General features: G+C 46.4%; 20 protein-coding genes. 7 read left to right on the top strand and 13 right to left on the bottom strand.

Features of this window, described 5'->3' with window-relative positions; genetic code table 11:
- The first annotated feature begins 248 nt into the window (after nucleotides 1-248).
- Together ICN21_RS10400 and groL are read left to right on the top strand one after the other, a co-directional pair.
- The gene (locus ICN21_RS10400) at nucleotides 249-539 is read left to right on the top strand and encodes a co-chaperone GroES (protein WP_215295781.1); all 291 of its coding nucleotides are present in this window, start codon (nucleotides 249-251) and stop codon (nucleotides 537-539) included.
- A 28-nt stretch (nucleotides 540-567) separates the two neighbouring features.
- Nucleotides 568-2,220: a chaperonin GroEL gene (groL, locus tag ICN21_RS10395; RefSeq protein WP_215295780.1), complete on the top strand. Its 1,653-nt coding sequence runs from the start codon at nucleotides 568-570 to the stop codon at nucleotides 2,218-2,220.
- Nucleotides 2,221-2,309: 89 nt separating this feature from the next.
- On the opposite strand, the gene ICN21_RS10390 is transcribed toward groL, so the two are convergent.
- From ICN21_RS10390 to ICN21_RS10375, 4 genes are all read right to left on the bottom strand, one after another.
- The gene (locus ICN21_RS10390; RefSeq protein ID WP_216178364.1) at nucleotides 2,310-3,176 is read right to left on the bottom strand and encodes a tripartite tricarboxylate transporter substrate binding protein; all 867 of its coding nucleotides are present in this window, start codon (nucleotides 3,174-3,176) and stop codon (nucleotides 2,310-2,312) included.
- Between the two features lie 223 nt (nucleotides 3,177-3,399).
- Entirely contained in the window at nucleotides 3,400-4,767 is a 1,368-nt protein-coding gene (locus ICN21_RS10385) for an NAD(P)(+) transhydrogenase (Re/Si-specific) subunit beta (RefSeq protein WP_215295778.1), read from the bottom strand.
- Between the two features lie 29 nt (nucleotides 4,768-4,796).
- On the bottom strand, nucleotides 4,797-5,138 hold the full coding sequence (locus ICN21_RS10380) for a proton-translocating transhydrogenase family protein (RefSeq protein ID WP_216178363.1): 342 nt from the start codon (nucleotides 5,136-5,138) through the stop codon (nucleotides 4,797-4,799).
- Nucleotides 5,139-5,164: 26 nt separating this feature from the next.
- The gene (locus ICN21_RS10375) at nucleotides 5,165-6,295 is read right to left on the bottom strand and encodes a Re/Si-specific NAD(P)(+) transhydrogenase subunit alpha (RefSeq protein WP_216178362.1); all 1,131 of its coding nucleotides are present in this window, start codon (nucleotides 6,293-6,295) and stop codon (nucleotides 5,165-5,167) included.
- A gap of 180 nt (nucleotides 6,296-6,475) precedes the next feature.
- Here ICN21_RS10375 and mnmA point away from each other — a divergent pair, with 180 nt between their 5' ends.
- Nucleotides 6,476-7,588 (top strand): tRNA 2-thiouridine(34) synthase MnmA, encoded by a 1,113-nt coding sequence (gene mnmA, locus ICN21_RS10370; RefSeq protein WP_215318904.1) that lies wholly within the window; start codon nucleotides 6,476-6,478, stop codon nucleotides 7,586-7,588.
- A gap of 15 nt (nucleotides 7,589-7,603) precedes the next feature.
- Here mnmA and ICN21_RS10365 read toward each other — a convergent pair whose 3' ends face one another.
- Nucleotides 7,604-8,218 carry a glutathione S-transferase gene (locus ICN21_RS10365; RefSeq protein WP_216178361.1) on the bottom strand — a complete coding sequence of 205 codons (615 nt, stop codon included), beginning with the start codon at nucleotides 8,216-8,218 and terminating at the stop codon, nucleotides 7,604-7,606.
- A 95-nt stretch (nucleotides 8,219-8,313) separates the two neighbouring features.
- Between ICN21_RS10365 and purB the strand changes: the two genes are divergently transcribed.
- Both purB and ICN21_RS10355 read left to right on the top strand, forming a co-directional pair.
- The gene (gene purB / locus ICN21_RS10360; protein WP_216124708.1) at nucleotides 8,314-9,693 is read left to right on the top strand and encodes an adenylosuccinate lyase; all 1,380 of its coding nucleotides are present in this window, start codon (nucleotides 8,314-8,316) and stop codon (nucleotides 9,691-9,693) included.
- Between the two features lie 2 nt (nucleotides 9,694-9,695).
- Nucleotides 9,696-11,033: a 3-deoxy-D-manno-octulosonic acid transferase gene (locus tag ICN21_RS10355; protein WP_370624088.1), complete on the top strand. Its 1,338-nt coding sequence runs from the start codon at nucleotides 9,696-9,698 to the stop codon at nucleotides 11,031-11,033.
- A 24-nt stretch (nucleotides 11,034-11,057) separates the two neighbouring features.
- On the opposite strand, the gene secF is transcribed toward ICN21_RS10355, so the two are convergent.
- The 5 genes from secF to queA all read right to left on the bottom strand — a co-directional run bounded on the left by secF (nucleotide 11,058) and on the right by queA (nucleotide 16,580).
- The gene (gene secF, locus ICN21_RS10350; RefSeq protein WP_216178359.1) at nucleotides 11,058-12,032 is read right to left on the bottom strand and encodes a protein translocase subunit SecF; all 975 of its coding nucleotides are present in this window, start codon (nucleotides 12,030-12,032) and stop codon (nucleotides 11,058-11,060) included.
- A 3-nt stretch (nucleotides 12,033-12,035) separates the two neighbouring features.
- Nucleotides 12,036-13,895, bottom strand: coding sequence for a protein translocase subunit SecD (secD, locus tag ICN21_RS10345; protein ID WP_215295771.1), 1,860 nt, complete (start codon nucleotides 13,893-13,895; stop codon nucleotides 12,036-12,038).
- Nucleotides 13,896-13,920: 25 nt separating this feature from the next.
- Nucleotides 13,921-14,247: a preprotein translocase subunit YajC gene (gene yajC, locus ICN21_RS10340; protein ID WP_216178358.1), complete on the bottom strand. Its 327-nt coding sequence runs from the start codon at nucleotides 14,245-14,247 to the stop codon at nucleotides 13,921-13,923.
- Nucleotides 14,248-14,379: 132 nt separating this feature from the next.
- The gene (tgt, locus tag ICN21_RS10335) at nucleotides 14,380-15,537 is read right to left on the bottom strand and encodes a tRNA guanosine(34) transglycosylase Tgt (protein WP_216178357.1); all 1,158 of its coding nucleotides are present in this window, start codon (nucleotides 15,535-15,537) and stop codon (nucleotides 14,380-14,382) included.
- On the bottom strand, nucleotides 15,534-16,580 hold the full coding sequence (gene queA, locus ICN21_RS10330) for a tRNA preQ1(34) S-adenosylmethionine ribosyltransferase-isomerase QueA (RefSeq protein WP_216178356.1): 1,047 nt from the start codon (nucleotides 16,578-16,580) through the stop codon (nucleotides 15,534-15,536). The genes tgt and queA overlap by 4 nt, the downstream gene beginning before the upstream one ends.
- 30 nt (nucleotides 16,581-16,610) lie before the next feature.
- On the opposite strand from queA, the gene recG reads away from it, so the two are divergent.
- Together recG and ubiA are read left to right on the top strand one after the other, a co-directional pair.
- On the top strand, nucleotides 16,611-18,677 hold the full coding sequence (recG, locus tag ICN21_RS10325; protein WP_216178355.1) for an ATP-dependent DNA helicase RecG: 2,067 nt from the start codon (nucleotides 16,611-16,613) through the stop codon (nucleotides 18,675-18,677).
- Between the two features lie 8 nt (nucleotides 18,678-18,685).
- On the top strand, nucleotides 18,686-19,549 hold the full coding sequence (gene ubiA / locus ICN21_RS10320) for a 4-hydroxybenzoate octaprenyltransferase (protein ID WP_216178354.1): 864 nt from the start codon (nucleotides 18,686-18,688) through the stop codon (nucleotides 19,547-19,549).
- A 1-nt stretch (nucleotide 19,550) separates the two neighbouring features.
- On the opposite strand, the gene proC is transcribed toward ubiA, so the two are convergent.
- The 3 genes from proC to glcF are packed head-to-tail and all read right to left on the bottom strand — an operon-like array spanning nucleotide 19,551 to nucleotide 22,416.
- Nucleotides 19,551-20,420: a pyrroline-5-carboxylate reductase gene (gene proC, locus ICN21_RS10315; RefSeq protein ID WP_216178353.1), complete on the bottom strand. Its 870-nt coding sequence runs from the start codon at nucleotides 20,418-20,420 to the stop codon at nucleotides 19,551-19,553.
- Entirely contained in the window at nucleotides 20,417-21,142 is a 726-nt protein-coding gene (locus ICN21_RS10310; protein ID WP_216178352.1) for a YggS family pyridoxal phosphate-dependent enzyme, read from the bottom strand. Before ICN21_RS10310 ends, proC begins: the two co-directional genes overlap by 4 nt.
- A complete protein-coding gene (glcF, locus tag ICN21_RS10305) occupies nucleotides 21,139-22,416 on the bottom strand; it encodes a glycolate oxidase subunit GlcF (RefSeq protein ID WP_216178351.1) in 1,278 nt (425 codons plus the stop codon). The genes ICN21_RS10310 and glcF overlap by 4 nt, the downstream gene beginning before the upstream one ends.
- Between the last annotated feature and the right edge of the window lie 7 nt (nucleotides 22,417-22,423).

Below are 22,423 nucleotides of genomic sequence, written 5' to 3'. Positions count from 1 at the left end.
TGATTTATCTGTAGGAATAGTCCTACCAGCCTGTCCAAAGTATAGGGAAGAGTTAAATCCTTAAAGAATTTATGGAGATCTGCCCTTGAAATCTTGGCAATCAGACCTATATAATCAGCACTCCCTACACGCGAGTGCTAAAAAGCTGGTTTTCCAGTAAATTAGCTTTAGTTTGTTTGTGGGAGATTATAAAGCATTGATTTATATAGATTTTTAATGAGTTAACACTTACTAACATAGGAGAAGAGATGAATTTGCGTCCCTTACATGATCGCGTAATCATCAAGCGTTTAGATCAAGAATCAAAAACTGCATCTGGAATCATCATTCCTGACGCGGCTGCAGAAAAGCCTGATCAAGGTGAAGTATTGGCAGTTGGCCCAGGAAAGCGCGATGAAACTGGCAAGTTAAATGCACTCGACGTCAAAGTTGGCGAGCGCGTGTTGTTTGGCAAATATGCTGGTCAAACCGTTAAGGTCGATGGCGACGAACTCATCGTGATGCGTGAAGACGACATCATGGCTGTTGTACAGAAGTAATTTCGGTATTTAAGAGAGGAATTTAATCATGGCAGCAAAAGACGTTGTATTTGGAGATAACGCTCGCACCAAGATGGTCGAAGGCGTCAATATTCTGGCGAACGCAGTAAAAACTACTTTGGGGCCAAAAGGTCGTAACGTAGTTATTGAACGTTCATTCGGTGGTCCAACCATCACTAAAGATGGTGTAACTGTCGCAAAAGAAATCGAACTCAAAGACAAGCTTCAAAACATGGGCGCGCAGATGGTGAAGGAAGTTGCTTCTAAAACTGCAGATATCGCTGGTGACGGAACAACTACTGCGACTGTTTTAGCGCAATCTATCGTTCGCGAAGGTATGAAGTATGTAGTTTCAGGTCATAACCCAATGGACTTGAAGCGTGGTATCGACAAGGCTGTCACAGCCGCAATCGGTGAGCTCGCAAAAATTAGCAAGCCTTGCACTACTACTAAAGAAATTGCTCAAGTAGGTTCTATTTCTGCAAACAGCGACCATAGCATTGGTCAGCGTATTGCAGAAGCAATGGAAAAGGTAGGCAAAGAGGGTGTTATCACCGTTGAAGATGGCAAGTCTTTAGAAGATGAGCTTGAAGTGGTTGAAGGTATGCAGTTTGACCGTGGCTACCTCTCTCCATACTTCATTAATCAACCAGAAAAACAAGTAGCGGTACTGGAATCTCCATACGTTCTCTTGTTTGACAAGAAAATTGCCAACATCCGTGATTTGCTCCCAGTGCTCGAGCAAGTGGCTAAGTCTGGTCGCCCATTGTTGATCATCGCTGAAGATGTTGAAGGTGAAGCCTTGGCAACTTTGGTTGTAAATAATATTCGCGGCATCATCAAAACTTGTGCTGTTAAGGCTCCAGGTTTCGGTGATCGTCGTAAGGCAATGTTAGAAGACATCGCCATATTGACTGGCGGTACTGTTATTGCTGAAGAAATTGGCCTGACACTTGAGAAGACGACTCTTGAGCACTTAGGTCAAGCAAAGCGTATCGAAGTAGGCAAAGAAAACACCATCATTATTGATGGTGCTGGCGATGCTAAAGCGATTGAAGCTCGCGTGAAAAATATTCGTGTTCAGATCGACGAAGCGACTAGCGACTACGACAAGGAAAAATTGCAAGAGCGCGTTGCGAAGTTGGCAGGCGGTGTTGCAGTGATTCGTGTTGGCGCAGCTACTGAAGTTGAAATGAAAGAGAAGAAAGCTCGCGTTGATGACGCATTACATGCTACTCGTGCCGCAGTTGAAGAAGGTATTGTTCCTGGCGGTGGCGTTGCGTTGATTCGTGCGATGCAAGGCATCAAGGGCTTGAAAGGCGATAACGCTGATCAAGACGCTGGTATCAGCATCGTATTGCGCGCTATGCAAGAGCCACTTCGTACTATTGTCAGCAATGCCGGTGAAGATGCTGGTGTAGTTGTGAATGCCGTACAAGAAAGTAAAGGCAATAATGGCTACAACGCAGCTACCGGTGAATACGGTGACCTCGTTGCACAAGGTGTGATCGACCCAACTAAGGTGACGAAGACAGCATTGGTAAATGCAGCTTCTGTTGCTGGTTTGTTGTTGACTACTGACTGCGCAATCTCCGAAGCACCAAAAGATGAGTCTGCTGGTGGCGGTATGCCTGATATGGGTGGCATGGGCGGTATGGGTGGAATGGGCGGCATGATGTAATAGCTGTTCATTTCTGCGGTCATCTGATCGTTGAAGTAAAAACGCCTGGTTCAAAAGACCAGGCGTTTTTTATTGCTTACTCTTCTTTATCAATCAGGCTGAATGCCGCCATCCTTGATGACCTTTTTCATCCTTACCAATCCCTGTGCAATCATTTCTTTTAGATGATCTGGGCCAAGTGGGACAAATTCAAAGCCTTGCTGAATGAGTTGTTCCCGTATTTTCGGGTCCTTTAGAGCAGTAGCTAAAGACTCATTTAGTTTTTCAATCATGACTGGTGAAGTACCTTTGGGTGCTAGCAGAGCGCCCCAGGTTGAGAACTCATACCCTTTCACGCTTTCGTTGATTGTTGGTGTGTTGGGCAGCAATGGAGACCGTGCTTTACTGGCAACCCCTAATACCTTTAGCTTCCCGGCGCGAATATGGGGAAGCACTACAGACAGTGCACTAATCATCACGGGCACTTGGCCAGCCATGACGTCAGTGACTGCAGCAGTCGCACCACGATAAGGAATATGCACAATGGGAGCGCCCGTATATTGACGGAAGATTTCCATACCAATATGTTGTGGCGAGCCATTTCCTCCAGAGGCGTAGTCAATCTTGCCAGGTTTCTCTTTGGCAATGCGCACTAAGTCTGCTGCAGTGTTGCCAGGAAAGGACGGATTGGCAACCATCACAAAGGTAATTGCAGCAACTTCAGATATTGGTGCAAAACTTTGTACGGGATCGTAATCAATCTTCTTATAAAGATTAGGCAACATGGTTAGGATGCTGTCATTAAATGCACCTAAAACATAACCATCAGCTGGACTTTGTGCGACCTTGGCTGTCCCAATTAACCCTGCACCTCCAGGGATATTCTCGATCGTGATTGCTTGACCCAAGCTCTCACTCATTTTCTGTGCAATCGGGCGCATCAAGATATCAACACCGCTACCGGCTTGAAGTGGCATGATGGTTTGGATAGTACGAGTGGGATAGTTAGTTTGTGCGTGTGCGAACCCATTCCAAAATAGATTACATATGGAAAAGAGTAAAGCTAGTAATGCTGACTTGATTTGCATATTGTCTCGACTTATGAAGTGATGAAGCATTCTGTTGACACTTCTTTGGCATATCTTAGCGCATTAAAAAACCGCCCGTAGGCGGTTTTCTGAAGTAACTCATTGTTTACTCTTACTCAACAGCCTTGACCATGTCCTCAACCACCTTCTTCGCATCACCGAAGACCATCATGGTTTTATCCATATAGAAGAGTTCATTATCCAAACCGGCGTAGCCAGCAGCCATAGAGCGTTTGTTCACAATAATTGTTTTAGCTTTAAAGGCTTCCAAAATCGGCATGCCAAAAATGGGGCTACCGGGTGTGCGAGCAGCAGGGTTCACCACGTCGTTTGCACCTAGTACTAAGACAACGTCAGCCTGTCCAAAGTCGCTGTTGATATCTTCCATTTCAAATACTTGATCGTATGGCACTTCAGCTTCTGCTAAAAGAACGTTCATATGACCAGGCATACGACCTGCCACTGGGTGTATCGCGTATTTCACTGTCACACCATGGTGAGTTAATTTCTCAGTTAATTCTTTTAAGGCGTGTTGAGCGCGCGCAACTGCGAGACCATAACCAGGAACGATGATGACAGTATCAGCATTCTCCATTAGGAAGGCCGCATCTTCTGGGGAGCCAGTTTTATAATTCTTAGGACCACCATCATCGCCGCCACCAGCGGCTGCCTCAGCGCCAAAGCCACCAAGCAATACCGCAACAATAGAGCGGTTCATTGCCTTACACATAATGTAAGACAGAATTGCGCCTGAAGAACCTACGCAAGCGCCTGCAATGATCAATACTGGGTTGTTCAAGGTAAAGCCGATGCCTGCCGCTGCCCAACCAGAGTAGCTGTTGAGCATGGAGACCACTACTGGCATATCAGCGCCACCGATAGGAATAATTAAGGTCACCCCTAATACCAAGGCAATCGCGCACATTGCCAAGAAAGCGGCATGGCTATCGCCCATGTAGTAAGCGATGCCAGCGCCAACCATCGCAATAGCTAAGACTAAGTTCAGTAAGTGCTGACCAGAGAAGGTCACCGGCTTACCGCTGACCTTGCCTGATAATTTACCGAAAGCAATCACTGATGCAGTAAAGGTGATGGCACCAATAAATGCGCCAATAAAGAGTTCAATCTTTTGCGCGCCAGTATGGTCTTGTGCTGGATTAAAGACTGCTGCAATCGCGATCAATACTGCTGATAAACCAACAAAGGAGTGCATCAATGCTACGAGCTCAGGCATCTTGGTCATTTGCACACGTTTAGCTGCGATCGTACCAATAATGGCACCACCGACAACGGCGCCAATGATGAGCGAAAAGACTGGCTTAAAGTCCGGAATGAAGAAAGTAGTAATGACGGCGAGCAACATACCAACCATACCGAAGGTATTGCCTTGGCGTGAGGTAGTTGGTGATGACAAGCCACGCAATGCGAGGATGAATAACACCGACGAAATGAGATAAGAAATAGCAGTTATGTTTGACATTATTTTGGTCTCTATAGATCTTGTTCTATTTATTTGGCTACATCAGCCGCATTTGCTTTAGGTGCTTTTTTCTTAAACATCTCTAGCATGCGACGGGTAACCATAAAGCCACCGAAAATATTAATTGAGGCTAAGAAAACCGCAACGGCACCAATCACGCTAGTGAGGGTAATTTCATCGCCGCCGATGACTTCCGTCTGCAAGAGTGCGCCAACAATGATAATTCCAGAAATAGCATTAGTAACAGCCATCAAAGGTGTGTGTAGCGCAGGAGTGACGTTCCAAACCACGTGGTAGCCAACAAAAATGGCCAATACAAACACAGTGATGTTTTGAACAGTGAGGATGCTTTGAAAAGCAGCGAGATCCATGATGTTTCCTTAGTATGAATGTTCTATTAGTTTTTGCGGATGGCTTGACCATCACGACACATTAAGCAGGCAGTCACGATGTCGTCATCACTTGGGATCACTAACTTCGCTTCTTTGTCGACGATGAGTTTCATAAAGTCAAGTAAGTTGCGTGCATAGAGTGCAGAGGCATCAGCAGCCACCATGCTTGCTAGATTGGTATAGCCGACAATTTTCACGCCATTAACGTCAACTACTTTGTCTGCTTGAGTGAGAGGGCAGTTACCTGAACCGTTATCTCCTTTACCAGCAGCCAAGTCGATCACAATTGAGCCTGGTTTCATATTGGTAACCGTATCGCTATGCAAGAGAACAGGCGGTTTACGACCTGGGATCAAGGCAGTGGCAATAACAATATCAGCTTGTTGTGCACGCTCTGCAACCAATGCTGCTTGACGCTTCATCCAGGCTTCTGGCATTGGGCGAGCATAGCCACCAACACCTTTAGCAATTTCACGTTCTTCATCGGTCTCATACGGAACATCAACAAACTTGGCGCCTAAAGATTCAATTTGTTCTTTCGCCGCAGGACGAACATCAGATGCTTCAATCACAGCACCCAGACGTTTTGCTGTTGCAATTGCTTGTAAACCAGCAACGCCAGCACCCAAAATCAATACACGCGCTGCCTTAACCGTGCCAGCAGCTGTCATTAGCATTGGCATGAAACGTTGATATTCATTGGCAGCAACCATCACGGCTTTGTAGCCAGCGATATTTGCTTGAGATGACAAGACATCCATGCTTTGTGCGCGAGTTGTACGTGGTGCAGCTTCTAATGAGAAGCCGGTAATGCCTTGCGCAGCCATTGCAGCAATGTTGTCGTTATCAAATGGATCGAGCATGCCAATGAGTACGCTACCAGAGTTCATTTGCTTCAGCTCTGCAGCTTCGGGAGCGCGCACCTTGAGAACAATTTCCGCGCCAAAGGCATCTGCTGCGCTACCGATAGATGCACCAACGGCTACATAAGCAGAGTCAGGTTGGCTTGCTTGGACACCAGCATCTTTTTGGATGACAACAGTATGGCCTTGAGCAATTAATTTTTTAACAGTTTCTGGTGTGGCAGCAACCCGCGTTTCCCCAGATTTAGTTTCCAGCGGCACTCCTATGCGCATGGCATGTCTCCAAAAGCAAAATTTATAAAGAATCTATTTTATAGATAAACAGGGAAGGTTTTACCTATCTATTGGGACCCCAGGGCTGCCGGCTATGGTTTTGCCTAAAATCATGCGAAGTCTGGTTGAGACTTCTACAATGGGGTTTATCTGTCTATAAAGCATTTTCGCATTTTTTTGATGAGCCAGCCTAATTCTTCTGAAACCCCCCTTAAAAAGCCCAAGAAAGTCGTCATAGGCATGTCTGGAGGGGTAGATTCGTCAGTTGCTGCTTGGATGCTGAAGGAGCAGGGCTATGAGGTTATTGGCCTTTTTATGAAGAATTGGGAGGATGACGATAACGATGAATATTGTTCCGCCCGCCAGGATTGGTTGGATGTCGTTTCTGTAGCGGATTTGATCGGCATTGATGTTGAGGCAGTCAACTTTGCTGCCGAGTATCGTGAGCGGGTATTTGCCGAGTTTTTGCGCGAATATGCTGCAGGGCGAACCCCTAATCCCGATGTACTTTGTAATGCTGAAATTAAGTTCAAGGCCTTCTTAGATCACGCCATGAGTTTGGGCGCAGATGCGATTGCTACAGGTCACTATGCAAGAGTACGCCATGAGGGCGGCAGGGTGCAATTATTGAAGGCCTTGGATGCCACCAAAGATCAGAGCTATTTTTTGCATCGCTTAACTCAGCAGCAGTTAGCCAATGTTTTATTCCCTTTGGGGGAAATTCCAAAAACTGAAGTGCGCACGATTGCAGAAAAAATTGGTTTACACAACGCCCGCAAAAAAGATTCGACTGGAATATGTTTTATTGGCGAGAGACCATTCAGAGAATTCTTAAATCGCTACTTACCGCGCGTGCCGGGTCCCATTAAAACCCCCGAAGAAAAAATAGTGGGTGAACATATGGGTTTAGCGTTTTTTACGCTCGGCCAGCGTAAGGGTATTGGACTAGGCGGGAGCCAAGATGGCAACGGAGATGCTTGGTATGTCGCGCGCAAAGATATAGTCAATAACACCTTGTATGTCGTTCAGGGTCATGAGCACCCGTGGCTATTGGCCAATCGGCTTGAGGCCATCGATGCTAGTTGGATTGCGGGCACTGCACCCTCTCCTGGAAATTACTCTGCAAAGACACGCTATCGTCAAGCGGATTCAGCTTGCACTTTGAATCCAGGCGCTGAGTCTTTGAATTTCAGCTTGAATTTTTCAGAGGCTCAATGGGCAGTAACGCCTGGACAATCTGCTGTCTTATACGACGGCGATATCTGTTTAGGCGGCGGTATTATTTCCGCCTAATTGTAAAAATAGAATTTACGCAACGGGTGGTTCAGTTTCAATAAACGAAGGGCGCTGTAATAATTTTTGATACAAGCGGTCTAAGTTTGGGTATTCTGCTTGCCATTTGATATCTGGAAAACGCAGCAACAAATAGCCCACTGCGCATCCAACAGCAACATCAGCCAAGGTCATTTGATTGCCATGGCACCATGCATTCCCACCGAGTTTCTCGGACATTTGGCGTAGCGAGTTTTGAATTTTGCCCATTTGACGATCAACCCAAGCAGAGCTTTGTTGGTCCGCTGGGCGCCAAGTGCGCTCTAGGCGAGCCAAAATACCAGCATCCATCACGCCGTCAGCAAGGGCTTCCCAAGTTTTAACCGCCGCACATTCACGATTATTCGCAGGAATGAGCTTGCTGACGGGGCTTAAGGCGTCGGCATATTCTGCAATCACGCGGGAGTCATAGATTGGCTCGCCATCATCTGGAATCAGGCACGGAACCTTCCCCAAAGGGTTGGAATTGGTAATTTTGGTGTCTGCAGCCCAAACATTCTCTAATTCAAGGTCTACATCAAGCTTTTTTTCCAAGAAAACGATGCGTACTTTACGTACGTAGGGGCTGGTAAGGGATCCGATCAGTTTCATAGGGCACAGTATAGCCAACCAAACTCAGGTTTACCCAGGCGCAGAACGCATTAAAATTAGGTTTTATTGAAATATCCAATGCAAAGGCAATATTCGTGAGTCAGCCGCTTTCTACCCTCAATGCCCTTTCCCCTCTAGATGGCCGCTATGCTGGAAAACTAGACGCCTTACGTCCCTGGCTATCTGAAGCTGCTTTCATGCGCCAGCGCGTTTTTGTGGAGATTCATTGGTTGCTGGCTTTGGCGGGGGCGGGCCTCCCGGATGTACCTAAAATCAATGCCGCTGATGAAGCCTTTTTGCTTTCTTTGCCAGAAAACTTTTCTGATGCCGATGCGCAGCGTATTAAAGATATTGAAGCAGTAACCAATCATGACGTTAAGGCAGTTGAATATTTCTTAAAAGAAAAAGTAGCTGGTCGCCCTGATTTATTAAAAGCGAGCGAGTTCATTCATTTCGCCTGCACATCTGAAGATATCAACAATACCTCACATGGTTTGATGTTGCGTGGTGCGCGTGACGAAGTACTTTTGCCACAGCTTCGCAAAGTACTTTCAGTATTGACTGATTTAGCTATTGAGCATGCCAAGGTGCCATTACTCTCGCGCACACATGGGCAACCCGCTTCACCGAGTACCCTGGGTAAAGAGATTGCTAATATCGCCAAGCGTCTAGAGCGCGCAATTGAATCCATTGTCGCAGCCCCATTACTTGGCAAAATGAATGGCGCCGTTGGTAACTACAACGCACATTTGTCTGCTTACCCTGATTTTGATTGGGAGAATTTCTCCAAGAGCGTTGTTGAGAAGCGCCTCGGTTTAACTTTCAATCCCTACACGATTCAAATTGAGCCGCATGATGGTATGGCGCAATTGTTTGATGCGATTGCGCGTGCGAATACGATTCTGTTAGACATGGATCGTGATTTCTGGGCATATATTTCTGTCGGTTACTTTAAGCAGCGCACTAAAGCGGGTGAGATTGGTTCATCTACCATGCCACATAAAGTCAACCCTATCGACTTTGAAAATTCTGAAGGTAACTTGGGTGTTGCTAATGCGTTGTTGCGTCACTTGGCGGAGAAGTTACCGATTTCTCGTTGGCAGCGCGACCTCACTGACTCAACGGTTTTGCGTAATCTAGGCCCTGCATTTGGTCATAGCGTATTAGCTTATGACAGCGCACTGCGCGGTCTTGGCAAATTGGAGGTTAATCATGCTGCGATTGCAGCTGATTTAGACGGATGTTGGGAAGTATTGGCTGAGCCAGTACAAACCGTGATGCGTCGCTATGGCATTGAGAATCCCTATGAACAATTAAAAGAATTGACTCGTGGCAAAGGGATCAATCAAGCGGATCTGCAAAACTTTATTCGTGGTTTAAAGATTCCAGAAGATGCCAAAGCACGTTTACTAGAGATGACACCATCTTCTTATCTTGGCAAGGCGGTTGAATTGACCGAACGTCTCAAAAAGTGAGTGTGACTTCCTATTCAGAATACCGGGCGCGTCCTCTATTCTGGTTTGCAGTTTATCAACTGCTCTGGCATCTCTTGCTGCCATTGGCTTTTGTCCGTTTAGCTTGGCGCGCACGCCATTCATTTGCCTATCTGCATCACATCCCAGAGCGTCTTGGTTTTGGTTATGACAAACCAATTACCAAAGACTCGATTTGGATTCATGCAGTTTCTGTTGGTGAGACTCGCGCAGCTCAACCATTGATTGATGCCTACCTTGCGAGGGGCGAATCTATTTTGCTCACGCACATGACTTTAAATGGTCGTCGTACTGGTAAGCAACTCTTTGCTAAAGCGATTGCCGCAGGACAAATTCGTCAGGTGTATTTGCCTTATGACCTCTGTTGGTGCGTAGAACATTTCTTAAAAACATTCAAGCCCAAGTTTGGTCTCTTTATGGAAACCGAGGCTTGGCCAACCGTAGTATTTCGTTGTGCCGAAATTGACTTGCCTTTATTTTTAGTTAATGCCCGTTTATCAGAAAGAAGTGCTCGTCGAATCAAGCGCTTTGGTAAGGCCGGACGTGCTTTATTCCAGGCATTTGCAGGCGTTCTGGCACAAACTGAATTTGATGCGCAGCGTTATCGCAGCCTTGGCGTAAAGAATGTTCTCATCACCGGTAATCTGAAATTTGATGTGCCCCTTGATCCTCAGCTAGTTTCTCAAGGAAAAGAGTGGCAACATGATTTGCATGCTACTAAGCGCCTCATGGTATGTGCTGCTAGTACGCGTGATGGTGAGGAAGGACTTATTCTCAAAGCCTGGAAAGATTTGCTCCTGAGCAATGCTTTTGAAGTACAGCCTTTACTTCTGTTAGTGCCCCGTCACCCAGAACGCTTTGCCGAAGTGGCTAATCAAATTCATGCTGCTGACCTCAAGTTTCGCCGCCGTTCTGAGTGGTCTGGCTTACCAAAAGATAGTGCAGGATTAGATGTGATCCTAGGCGATTCTATGGGTGAGATGCCCCTGTACTACAGCGCATCTGATTTAGTGGTGATGGGTGGAAGCCTATTGTCCTTCGGTGGCCAGAACCTCATTGAAGCTTGTGCAGCTGGTTGCCCAGTATTGCTTGGTGAGTATACCTATAACTTTCAGCAAGCTGCTTTAGATGCAATTACGGTTGGCGCCGCAAAGCGAATCAAGGGTGATTTGCTCTTGGGTGACACGACTGCTTTAGTGGAGTCTTTAAAGAGCTTGCTCTTAAACTCCTCAGAACTTACCAAGATGAGTGAGGCTGCGAAGACGTACTCAATTGAGCATCAAGGGGCAAGCAAAAGAATCTTAGCTGCTCTTGATCAATAAAAAATGGCTTAAAGCTAGTTTCGCTTAAACCCGTGCTCCGAAGTTCGGGTCATCATTGCGAGCATTGTCATCTGGCTTTTTATCGCCCTTCACCAAATCTTCCCGAGTGACACCAAGCCACATTGCTAATGCAGCAGCAACGAAGACTGAAGAGTAAATACCAAACAAAATACCGATAGTCAGCGCCAAGGCAAAGTAGAACAGTGTTGGTCCGCCAAAGATGAGCATAGCAAGTACCATCATCTCGGTGCTGCCGTGAGTAATGACGGTCCGACTGATGGTGCTGGTAATAGCGTTATCAATAATTTCACGGGTATTCATCTTGCGATATTTGCGGAAGTTCTCACGAATTCGGTCAAAGATCACCACAGACTCATTTACGGAGTAGCCTAGAACTGCGAGGACAGCTGCCAATACGGAGAGCGAGAACTCCCAGTGGAAGAAGGCAAAGAAGCCCAAAATGATCACTACATCATGTAAGTTTGCAATAATGCCGGCAAGAGCAAACTTCCATTCAAAGCGGAAGGAGAGATACAGCACGATGCCAATAATCACAAATATCAAGGCTTTTAAGCCATCAATCGCTAACTCTTGACCGACTTGCGGACCAACGAATTCAACACGCTGCAGCTTCACTCCAGAAGTCGCTGGGTCAAGCGCTTGCATCACAGCATTGCTTTGGTCTGCGGAGGAAATCAGTTTGCCCTCAGCATCTTTTTGCAAAGGCAAGCGAATCATCACATCACGTGAACTACCAAAGTTCTGAATTTGGCTATCTGCATATCCCAGTTTTTCGACTTTAGAGCGAATGGACTCTAGCGGGGCGGTTTGAGGATAGGTAACTTCCATTACCGTACCGCCGGTAAATTCAATCGAAAGATGAAGGCCGTTTTGCCAAAGGAAAAAAACTGCTGCTAAAAAGGTAATCAAAGATATTGCATTGAGCACCAATGCATGGCGCATGAATGGAATATCTTTTTTGATTCGAAAAAATTCCATGGCTTATTTCCCCTGTGGACGCCAAACTTGGCCGATCGCGAGTTTTTGAGTCTTCTTGTTTCTGCCGTACCAAAGATTGACAAGACCGCGCGAGAAGAAGACAGCTGAGAACATTGAAGTCAGAATGCCCAAGCAGTGAACCACTGCAAAGCCTTTGATAGGGCCAGAACCAAAGGCAAGGAGCGCTAAGCCAGCGATCAAGGTCGTCACGTTAGAGTCCAAGATGGTTGCCCAAGCCTTATCAAAGCCAACGGCAATCGCAGTTTGTGGAGGTGCGCCGTTACGCAACTCCTCGCGAATACGTTCGTTAATTAACACGTTGGAGTCAATAGCCATACCGAGTGCCAATGCCATCGCTGCAATACCCGGTAAGGTGAGAGTGGCTTGCAGCATCGACAGCACAGAAATCAACAATAGCAAGTTCACAGCCAAAGCAAGGACTGAGAAAGTGCCAAACAATAAGTAGTAAGCCATCATGAAAATCGCGATTGCAGCAAATCCAATTAAGAGAGACTTGAAGCCCTTCTCAATATTCTCAGCGCCTAAGCTTGGTCCAATAGTGCGCTCTTCAATAATTTCCATTGGAGCCGCTAAAGAGCCAGCGCGCAGAAGCAGGGCCAAATCATTAGCGCTCTCGGTAGTCGGTTGACCGGTAATTTGGAATTTAGAGCCGAATTCACCTTGAATAGTTGCAATCGTGAGAACTTCACCCTTACCCTTCTCAAACAAAATCATGCCCATGGGTTTACCGATGTTTTCACGAGTGACTTCTTGCATCACGCGACCACCAGCAGCATCCAAGGAGATATTGACCGCAGGGCGTTGGTTTTGATCAAAGCCAGCGCTAGCGTCAGTAATACGATCACCGCTAAAAATCACGGATTTTTTAAATACACCTAAGCGGTTCTCACCAAAGCGGAAGGTATCCATACCTGGAGGAGGCGTTTCGCCAAGACCAATCGAAGAAACGATTGGATCGGCAAGGCGAGATTCTAAGGTTGCTGTACGACCAATAATATCTTTGGCACGTGCGGTATCTTGAACGCCCGGGAGCTGTACCACGATACGCTCAGCACCTTGCTGTTGAATGACCGGCTCTTTTACTGCTAACTCATTGACACGCTTGTTCAAGGTAATAATATTTTGCTTAACCGCGCTATCTTGAATTTCTTTTAAGGCTGTTGGTTTAAATTCACCAACTAATTTTGGTGAAAGCCCAGTTGGTTTCACTTGCCAAATGAGCTCTGGTTGAGAAGTCATCAATATCGAACGCGCAGCATCGGCATCTGCAGTGCTGCCAAAATTAATGGAGATAGAATCTGGGCCGCGATCAATGCCTTGATGACGGATATTTTTATCTCGCAATTGACTGCGGATATCGGTCGCTAAAGAAGTCACTTTCTTCTGTACAGCGCCCTTCATATCCACTTGAAGAAGGAAATAGACTCCACCGCGCAAGTCCAGACCTAGGGGCATTGGAAGGGCGTTAATTGCATTTAACCAGCCAGGTGTATTGGATAGGAGGTTTAATGCAACTGTGTAATTAGGATCATTTTGATCAAGATTCAATTTTTGCTGCAAGAGATCTCGTGCACGTAATTGAATATCGGTATTGTTAAAGCGAATTTTGATGGAGCCTACATTACCAGTGCTCTCAAAAAATATCCCAGTGCTCTTGATATCAGCATCAGTCAGGATCTTTTCAACTCGAGACTGTGTCGCCAAATCAACCTTGATGGTTGGTTTGGCGGACGAGACCTGAACCGCTGGCGCCTCACCATAGAAATTAGGTAATGAGTACAGTCCGCCAATCAGTAATGCAACAGCGATAACTATATATTTCCAAAGAGGGTAGCGATTCATATCGAGATACTTTTAAACAAACGTATTAAGCAGACTTCAGAGTGCCTTTAGGCAATACTGTGGTGATAGCGCCTTTTTGCAATTGCACTTGTGTGCCAGTAGCAATCTCAACAGTGACTGCATCATCCTTTAGCGCCGTTACTTTGCCAAAAATGCCGCCAACAGTGAGCACTTCATCGCCAACTGCTAGAGCCTCAAGCATTGCCTTGGTTTCTTTTTGACGCTTCATTTGTGGGCGAATCATGATGAAGTACAACACTGCAAACATCAACACCAAAGGAAGGAAGCTCATTAAGCCACCCGCATCTGCGCCCGCGGCTGGAGCCTGAGCAAAAGCATTACTAATCCACATACAAAACCTCCGTTAATTACCAATTGGAAACTGCTTTATTTTTAGGCCTTAAAAGAAGCCGTAAACCCGCAATTCTAAACGGTATGGGGCTTTAGAGGTGATTTGAAGGGGTCAATACCCATCTTAGGGTGATTAATCCTGCCCAGGCTCGACGCCCCGCTGGCGATTGGCGTGGAATTCCTCGCGATAGGCGCTAAAACGATCCTTGCTGAGGGCTTCCCTGACCTCGGTCATCAGTTGAAGGTAATAAGTGAGGTTATGGATGGTATTGAGCTGTGAGCCTAAAATTTCATTCGCTTTTTGCAGATGATTTAAGTAGGAGCGAGTGAAGTTTTGGCAGGTATAGCAAGCGCATGTGGGGTCAAGCGGGCGATCATCGTCCTTATAGCCAGAATTGCGTAATTTAAGGTCGCCAAAACGCGTGAATAGCCAGCCATTGCGAGCATTGCGAGTAGGCATGACGCAATCGAACATATCAATTCCTAGGCTTACTCCCAAGATGAGATCTTCAGGAGTTCCTACCCCCATGAGGTAGTGAGGCATGTGTTCCGGCAATTTGGGTGCTGTGAAATTGAGAATTCTTTCAAACTCAGGCTTTGGCTCTCCAACGGATAAACCACCAATGGCAATGCCATCAAAACCTTGCTGACTCACAGCGTCTAAAGAAAATTTCCGCAAATTTTCAAACATGCCACCTTGCACGATCCCAAAGAGCCCATTACCTGTATTAAGTTCTCTAAAACGTTTGAGTGAGCGATCTCCCCAGCGCAGTGACATTTCGAGTGAGGCACGCGCTGTTTTCTCAGAGGTAGGCTGACCCTTGATCTCATAAGGTGTGCATTCATCAAATTGCATCGCAATATCACTATTTAAAACCGCCTGAATCTCCATTGAAACTTCTGGAGACATAAACAGCTTGTCACCATTAATTGGGGAGGCAAAGGTCACGCCTTCTTCAGAGATCTTGCGCAATGCGCCTAAGCTAAATACTTGAAAGCCACCTGAGTCAGTCAGGATGGGCTTATCCCAGGCCATGAAGCGATGCAAGCCACCATGTTTTTTGATGACATCTAAACCTGGTCTCAACCAAAGATGAAAAGTATTTCCTAAAATGATTTGTGCTTTGGCTTCATTGAGGTCACGCGGAGTCATCGCCTTTACAGTGCCATAGGTTCCGACCGGCATAAAGATGGGGGTTTGCACACTGCCATGGGGCAGGTCAAGCTGACCAAGACGCGCAGGACTTTGGGAGTCGCGCGCCAAAATATTAAAGTGAACAGGTTTGGTCATGGCTTTATATTCTCAAGTCGACACAGAAACATGGCATCTCCATAACTGAAGAAACGATATTTCTGATGAATAGCGTGTTGGTATGCAGCACGAATATGATTCATACCTGCAAAGGCGCTAACCAACATCAATAAGGTAGATTTTGGCAGATGAAAGTTAGTTAGCAAACAATCTACGACCCTAAATTGAAAACCCGGGGTAATAAATAAATTGGTTTCACCACTGCTTTGACCATTCAAAGCTTGGCTCTCTAGGGCGCGCAGGCTGGTAGTGCCAACTGCAATGACTCGTCCACCATGACGCTTAGTTTTTGCAATGGCTTGTGAAGTCTTCTCTGGAATGGAAAACCACTCATAGTGCATCTTATGTTTAGAGAGGTCTTCTTCACGAACTGGGGTAAAGGTACCAGCACCAACATGTAAGGTAACTGTAGCCTGCTCAATTCCCAGATCATTTAATTGCTGCAGAATATCTTTGTCAAAGTGCAGCCCTGCTGTGGGCGCTGCAACTGCGCCCGGATTTTTAGCAAGGACAGTTTGATAGCGCTGAACATCCTCACCGTCGGGTTGATGCTCAATATAAGGCGGTAAGGGAAGTTCACCAAAACGCTCAAGCAATCCAAATATATTCCCTGGAAAGCGAACTTCATAAAAGCGTCCATCGTAGCCAATCATTTCAACAGGAAAGCTCTCTCCAGCCTGGTTATGAATATGAACAATAGATCCAGTCTTAGGAACTTTGGATGCCCTGATCTGGACCCAGGCTTGTTTATCGCCGCTAATACGCTCGATCAGGAGCTCGACATTGCCTCCCGTCTCTTTTTTGCCGTGTAGTCGAGCTGGAATGACCTTGGTATCGTTAAATACTAATAAGTCCCCTGGCTTAAATAGGCTAAGAATATCCTTAAACTGACGATCTATTAAATGGACATGATTTCCCCCATCAAGCTTGAGCTCAAGCAGGCGGCTGTCGGTTCTATTCGCCAAGGGATGTTGGGCGATTAGTTCGGCTGGGAGTTCGTAATTGAAGTCGGAGAGTTGCATAGCATTACCATCAGGTATTGGATTTTAACGATGACCACTAAGCCAGCGCCAAACACACCCCAAAAAATGGGTTTAGACAGCCCAATGGCCCTTGCTTTGCATCTTCCATCCCGTTATGAGGATGAGACAGAGTTATGTACTATCGAAGAAGGCTTGATTCAGGGGCGCTTTCACTCGGTACAAACTCAGGGCGTAGTGATTCGAAATCAAGTCCTTTTTCGACCTAGACGGCAGATGCTTGTCACTATTGAAGACGACTCTGCAACTTTGCAGTTACGGTTTTTGAATTTTTATCCAAGTCATCAAAAGCAAATGGCAGTAGGTGCTCATATTCGTGTGCGAGGAGAGGTACGCGAGGGCTTTCAAGGTCCCGAGATAGTGCATCCAACTGTGCGAGCGGTCACTGCAGATGCACCGCTGCCGACCAGCTTGACGCCAGTCTATCCAGCAAGCGCTGGCGTATCGCAAGCTGCAATTCGTAAGGCGGTCACTCAGGCATTACGTGATCCAAGTTTGCATGAGAGTTTGGCCGAGTTCTTACCTCAAAAACTGATGGCTGAATTACTGCCCAGTAACGATTGGCCTAACTTACAGTCTGCAATTACCTATTTGCATCAACCACCAGCAGATGCTGATACACAGGCTTTACTAGAGCGGACTCATTCTGCATGGCGCCGCGTACAGTTTGAAGAACTCCTTGCCCAACAAATTTCTTTAAAGCGTGCACATGCCATTCGTCAAGAGCGTCATGCGCCGAGCTTTAAACAAGCTGAAAAGGCTCAGAGTCTTGAAGTGGGATTGCTGAAGGCTTTGCCGTTTGAATTAACCACTGCTCAAACACGTGTGTGGGACGAAATTGGTCATGACTTATCCAAATCATTTCCGATGAATCGCCTTCTTCAGGGCGACGTTGGTAGTGGTAAGACAGTCGTGGCCGCCTTAGCAGCAGCGCGTGTCATAGATCATGGCTATCAAGCAGCAGTGATGGCGCCTACTGAGATATTAGCTGAGCAACATTATCTGAAGATGAAAGAGTGGTTTGAGCCTTTGGGAGTTCAAGTTGCCTGGTTATCAGGTAGCTTAAAAGCAAAAGAAAAAAGATTAGCGCAAGAAATGATTGAGAGTGGTAGCGCTCAACTCATTATTGGTACGCATGCACTGATTCAGGAGAATGTGAGTTTTGCTAAATTAGGTTTAGCGGTGATAGATGAGCAACATCGTTTTGGAGTACGTCAGCGTTTAGAAATTCAGCAACGGGTAGGCTCTGAATTATTTTACTGCCATCAGTTGATGATGTCTGCCACACCCATTCCTCGTACTTTAGCAATGACCTATTACGCTGATTTAGATGTATCCGTAATTGATGAGTTGCCGCCAGGGCGTAAGCCAATTACTACCAAAGTTGTGAAGGCTACCCGTCGTGATGAAGTGATTGGTGGTCTACAAAGCTGGCTCTCTAAAGGTTTGCAAGCTTATTGGGTTTGCCCCTTAATTGAAGAATCAGAAGCTTTGCAATTACAAACAGCTGTGGAAAGTTTTGAGCAGCTCACTCAGGCCTTGCCAGAATTTAAAGTCGGCCTAGTACACGGACGTTTAAAGGCAGAAGAAAAAGCAGCAGTGATGGCAGCATTTAAAGCCAATGAAATCCAATTACTAGTAGCTACCACCGTTATTGAAGTGGGTGTTGATGTTCCTAATGCGGCCTTAATGGTAATTGAGCACGCTGAACGATTTGGTTATGCCCAGATTCATCAGTTGCGCGGGCGCGTAGGCCGAGGTTCTGCGGATTCAGTATGTATTTTGATGTATGCAGAACCTTTGTCTTTAGCAGCTAAAGAGCGCCTACAAACTCTACGCGAGATCTCTGATGGTTTTGTGATTGCCGAGCGCGACTTATCCCTTCGGGGTCCTGGTGAGCTATTGGGTGCAAAGCAATCTGGTGATGCCATGTTGCGCTTTGTAGACTTGCAACGGGATGCTTGGCTGATTGAGTTGGCTCAGCAGGCAGCAGAACGTTTACTGGCGGACCATGCTGATATCGTTGAGCGTCATTTAGAGCGTTGGCTAGGCTCTCGAGCAGAGTTTCTGAAGGCATAATTCTGGCTATGCCACTCACTGAACGTCTGAAAGCTTACGCCTACTTAATCCGCCTAGATAAGCCGATTGGTACGCTCTTGCTCTTATGGCCCACTTTATGGGCGCTGTGGTTGGCAAGCTCGGGCATTCCGGATTTGACCATTTTGTTTATTTTTATAGTCGGTACGTTTCTGATGCGTAGTGCGGGGTGCGCCATCAACGATTATGCAGATCGTGATTTTGATCGTCATGTTGAGAGAACGAAAGGGCGTCCTGTCACTAGTGGAAAAATTTCTGGGAAAGAAGCAGTTGCTGTAGCGGCTAGCTTGGCCCTAATTGCTTTTTTGCTGATTCAACCCCTCAATACTTTTACTAAGCAACTTTCAGTACTCGCCTTATTGGTAGCCTTTGTTTATCCATTCACCAAACGCTTCTTTGCCATGCCGCAGGCTGTGCTAGGGATTGCATTTGGTTTTGGGATTCCCATGGCTTATGCAGCGATTTTGGATTTCATTCCTTTGGAAGCGTGGGTCTTGTTTGTGGGGAATATTTTTTGGGCCATTGCCTATGACACGGCATACGCAATGGTCGATCGAGATGATGACCTGCGTTTAGGTCTGAGAACTTCGGCGATTACTTTCGGAAAGTGTGACGTGCTAGCAATCGCTGTAAGTTATGGCATCTTGTTTGTAAGTCAACTTTGGGTGGCGCAACTAGCGGACTTAAGCAATTATTTTTTAGTCGGCTGGTTCATAGCTTTAGGTTGCTCGATATATCACCTTAAACTCATCTCTACTAGAGGGCGAGAACAATGTTTTTTGGCTTTCCGTCACAACAATTGGTTGGGCGGATTTTTATTTTTGGGAATTGTGTTGGGACTCGGTATTCACTAAGCTAGTTTTTACCTAATTCATCACCCATCGTTTTGCCACGCTGACTAGCTGCATCAATTGCTTTTTCCAAGATCTCATGCCAGCCATGCTGCTGCATGACCTCAAGTGCAGCAGCGGTTGTGCCGCCTTTGGAGGTGACGCGTTCACGTAAGATGCCAGCATGCTCATCAGAGTTGTGCGCTAGCTGGGTAGCGCCTTCGAGGGTCGCATAAGCTAATTGACGAGCAGTTTGTGCGTCAAGCCCCAGCTTTTCACCAGCGGATTGCATGGCTTCTAAAAATGCAAACACATAAGCAGGGCCGCTACCAGAGACTGCTGTTACGGCATCCATTAATTTTTCTTCAGAAACCCAAACCGCTTGACCAACAGCATTACAAATCGTTTCTGCTAGGTCGCGATCAGATTCATTGACTGCAGCATCTGCAAATAAACCTGTGATGCCTTTACCAATCAGAGCAGGCGTGTTGGGCATAGCGCGCACGCAACGCGTATGGTCGAGCCAGCGACTTATATCTTTGAGTCGAATGCCTGCAGCAATACTCAGAATCAGTGGGCCAGGTGCGCTGGCATGTTTGAGTTTGGAGGCTAAGTTTTTGGCAACGACATTAAAGTCTTGTGGCTTGATGGCCATAACCACTACATTATTTTTTGAAAAATCAAATGCAATTTGTTCCAGGGTATCGATACCTTGAATACCAAAATCTTCATATAGTTTTAAGGCAGTGCTTGCATTTGCTTCAACCACTGAAATTTGCTTAGATTCAAACCCATTTGCCAGTAGACCGCTAATTAAGGCGCGACCCATATTGCCACCACCAATAAAGGTGATGTGTGCATTGCTATTCTTTTGCAGGTTCTTTTGTAGGCTCATTTGCTAATCTTATCGCGCTTCCCAAAAATAGCAGTTCCAATACGAACCATGGTGCTGCCTTCGGCTATGGCTGCCTCTAAATCATCGGACATCCCCATGGATAAGGTGTCGAAGAATTGATAGCCTGGATCAACCAAATGACTCGCTTGAATACTTTGAAAACAAGCGCGGACGGCAGCAAATGCCTCCCGCTGAATCTTGGGGTCTGGGTTGGGTGCTGGGATGGCCATTAAGCCTCTCAGGATCACGTTCGGTAATTTGCTGATGGCGTCGCAAAGAGCCTGTGCATCTGCAAGCGGAACACCACTTTTACTATCTTCTTCGCTGACATTGACCTGTACGCAAACTTGTAATTCTGCCAAGTGAAGAAACTCTGCTCGTTGCGCTGATAGGCGTTCTGCAATTTTGAGTCGATCCACGCTATGCACCCAGTCAAAATGCTCAGCGACCTCCCTAGTTTTATTACTTTGGAGTGGCCCAATAAAATGCCACACCAGCCAAGGACGTAGCTTTTCAAGCTGGATAATTTTTTCAACGCCTTCTTGGACATAATTTTCACCAAAAGCCGATTGACCTGCATGCATCGCTTCTTCAATAGCAGATGCTGGAAAGGTTTTGCTAACTGCCAAGAGTTCAATCTCTTCAGGCTCACGTTTTGCAGCTAGGGCTGCAAGTTCAATGCGCTGCCGAACCTGCATGAGATTAACCACAATTGAATTCATCGGGCCTTAGATGATTTGCTAATCAGTTGATCTACGATCTCAATCCAGTGAAGTACTGGTGTGTCTTCTTGTTGGAGATGGGCAATGCACCCAATATTTCCGGAGACAATCACATTAGCTCCTGACTCCTCACAGGCTGCATTTAGGTGGGTCAATTTATTCTTGCGTAATTGTTCTGAGAGCTCTGGCTGAGTGACTGAGTAGGTTCCAGCCGAGCCACAGCAAAGGTGACTGTCACTACACAAGCGTACACCAATTCCCAAGCCAGAAAGCAGGCCTTCAACTTTGCCACGTATTTGTTGGCCATGCTGCAAGGTGCAAGGCGGGTGATAGACCACGCCTGGTTTTTGATCCGAGCCAATGAGTTGAACTAGCTCATTTTGTAACGAGGGCAAAATCTCCGCAATATCTTTAGTTAACTCAGAAATCTTTTTTGCCTTGGTAGCGTATAAAGAATCGTTCACCAAGAGATGGCCATAATCTTTGACCATCACACCACATCCAGATGCAGTCATCACAATAGCTTCAACGCCTTGCTCAACGAGGGGCCACCAAGCATCAATATTTTGCTTGGCATTCTCTAGTCCACCTGATTGATCATTTAGGTGATAGCGCAGCGCACCACAACAAGTTGCATTGGGAGCGCTGATGAGTTGAATCTTGAGTGCATCTAATACTCTTGCTGTTGCTGAATTGATGTTGGGTAGCATGCCAGGTTGAACGCATCCCTCCAGAATCAGCATCTTGCGCGTATGTTGTGTGCTGGGTCTTGCATAAGGATCAGTTGTTTGATCTAAGGCTTTATTTTTAGCGAGTGGAATCTTGCGTTTGACGCTACTTGGCATGAGGGGGCGTACTAAACGACCTAATGCCATCGCGGAATTAAACAAGGCTGGCTTGGTTAAGCCTTCCTTGAGAGCCCAACGAGTAAGGCGCTCGCCAAGGGGGCGCTCGGGAGTATTTTCTTCTGCCCATTTACGACCAATATCTACCAAGTTGCCATATTGCACGCCACTAGGACAAGTGCTTTCGCAGTTACGGCATGTTAAGCAGCGATCCAAATGTAAGCGGGTCTTTTCAGTCGGCTCTTGCCCTTCAGCCATTTGCTTGATGAGGTAGATGCGACCGCGAGGACCATCGAGTTCGTCACCCAGTATTTGATAGGTTGGGCAAGTGGCAGTACAAAAACCACAGTGAACACAATTACCAAGAATGCGCGCTGCCTCTATACCTTCTGGTGTATTGGCAAATTGAGGGGCAAGTTGAGTGTACATAGCAATA

Origin of the sequence: Polynucleobacter sp. AP-Feld-500C-C5 (assembly GCF_018882265.1) — a bacterium.
Classification (GTDB): domain Bacteria; phylum Pseudomonadota; class Gammaproteobacteria; order Burkholderiales; family Burkholderiaceae; genus Polynucleobacter.
This window is presented reverse-complemented; position numbering and strand designations above follow the sequence as displayed.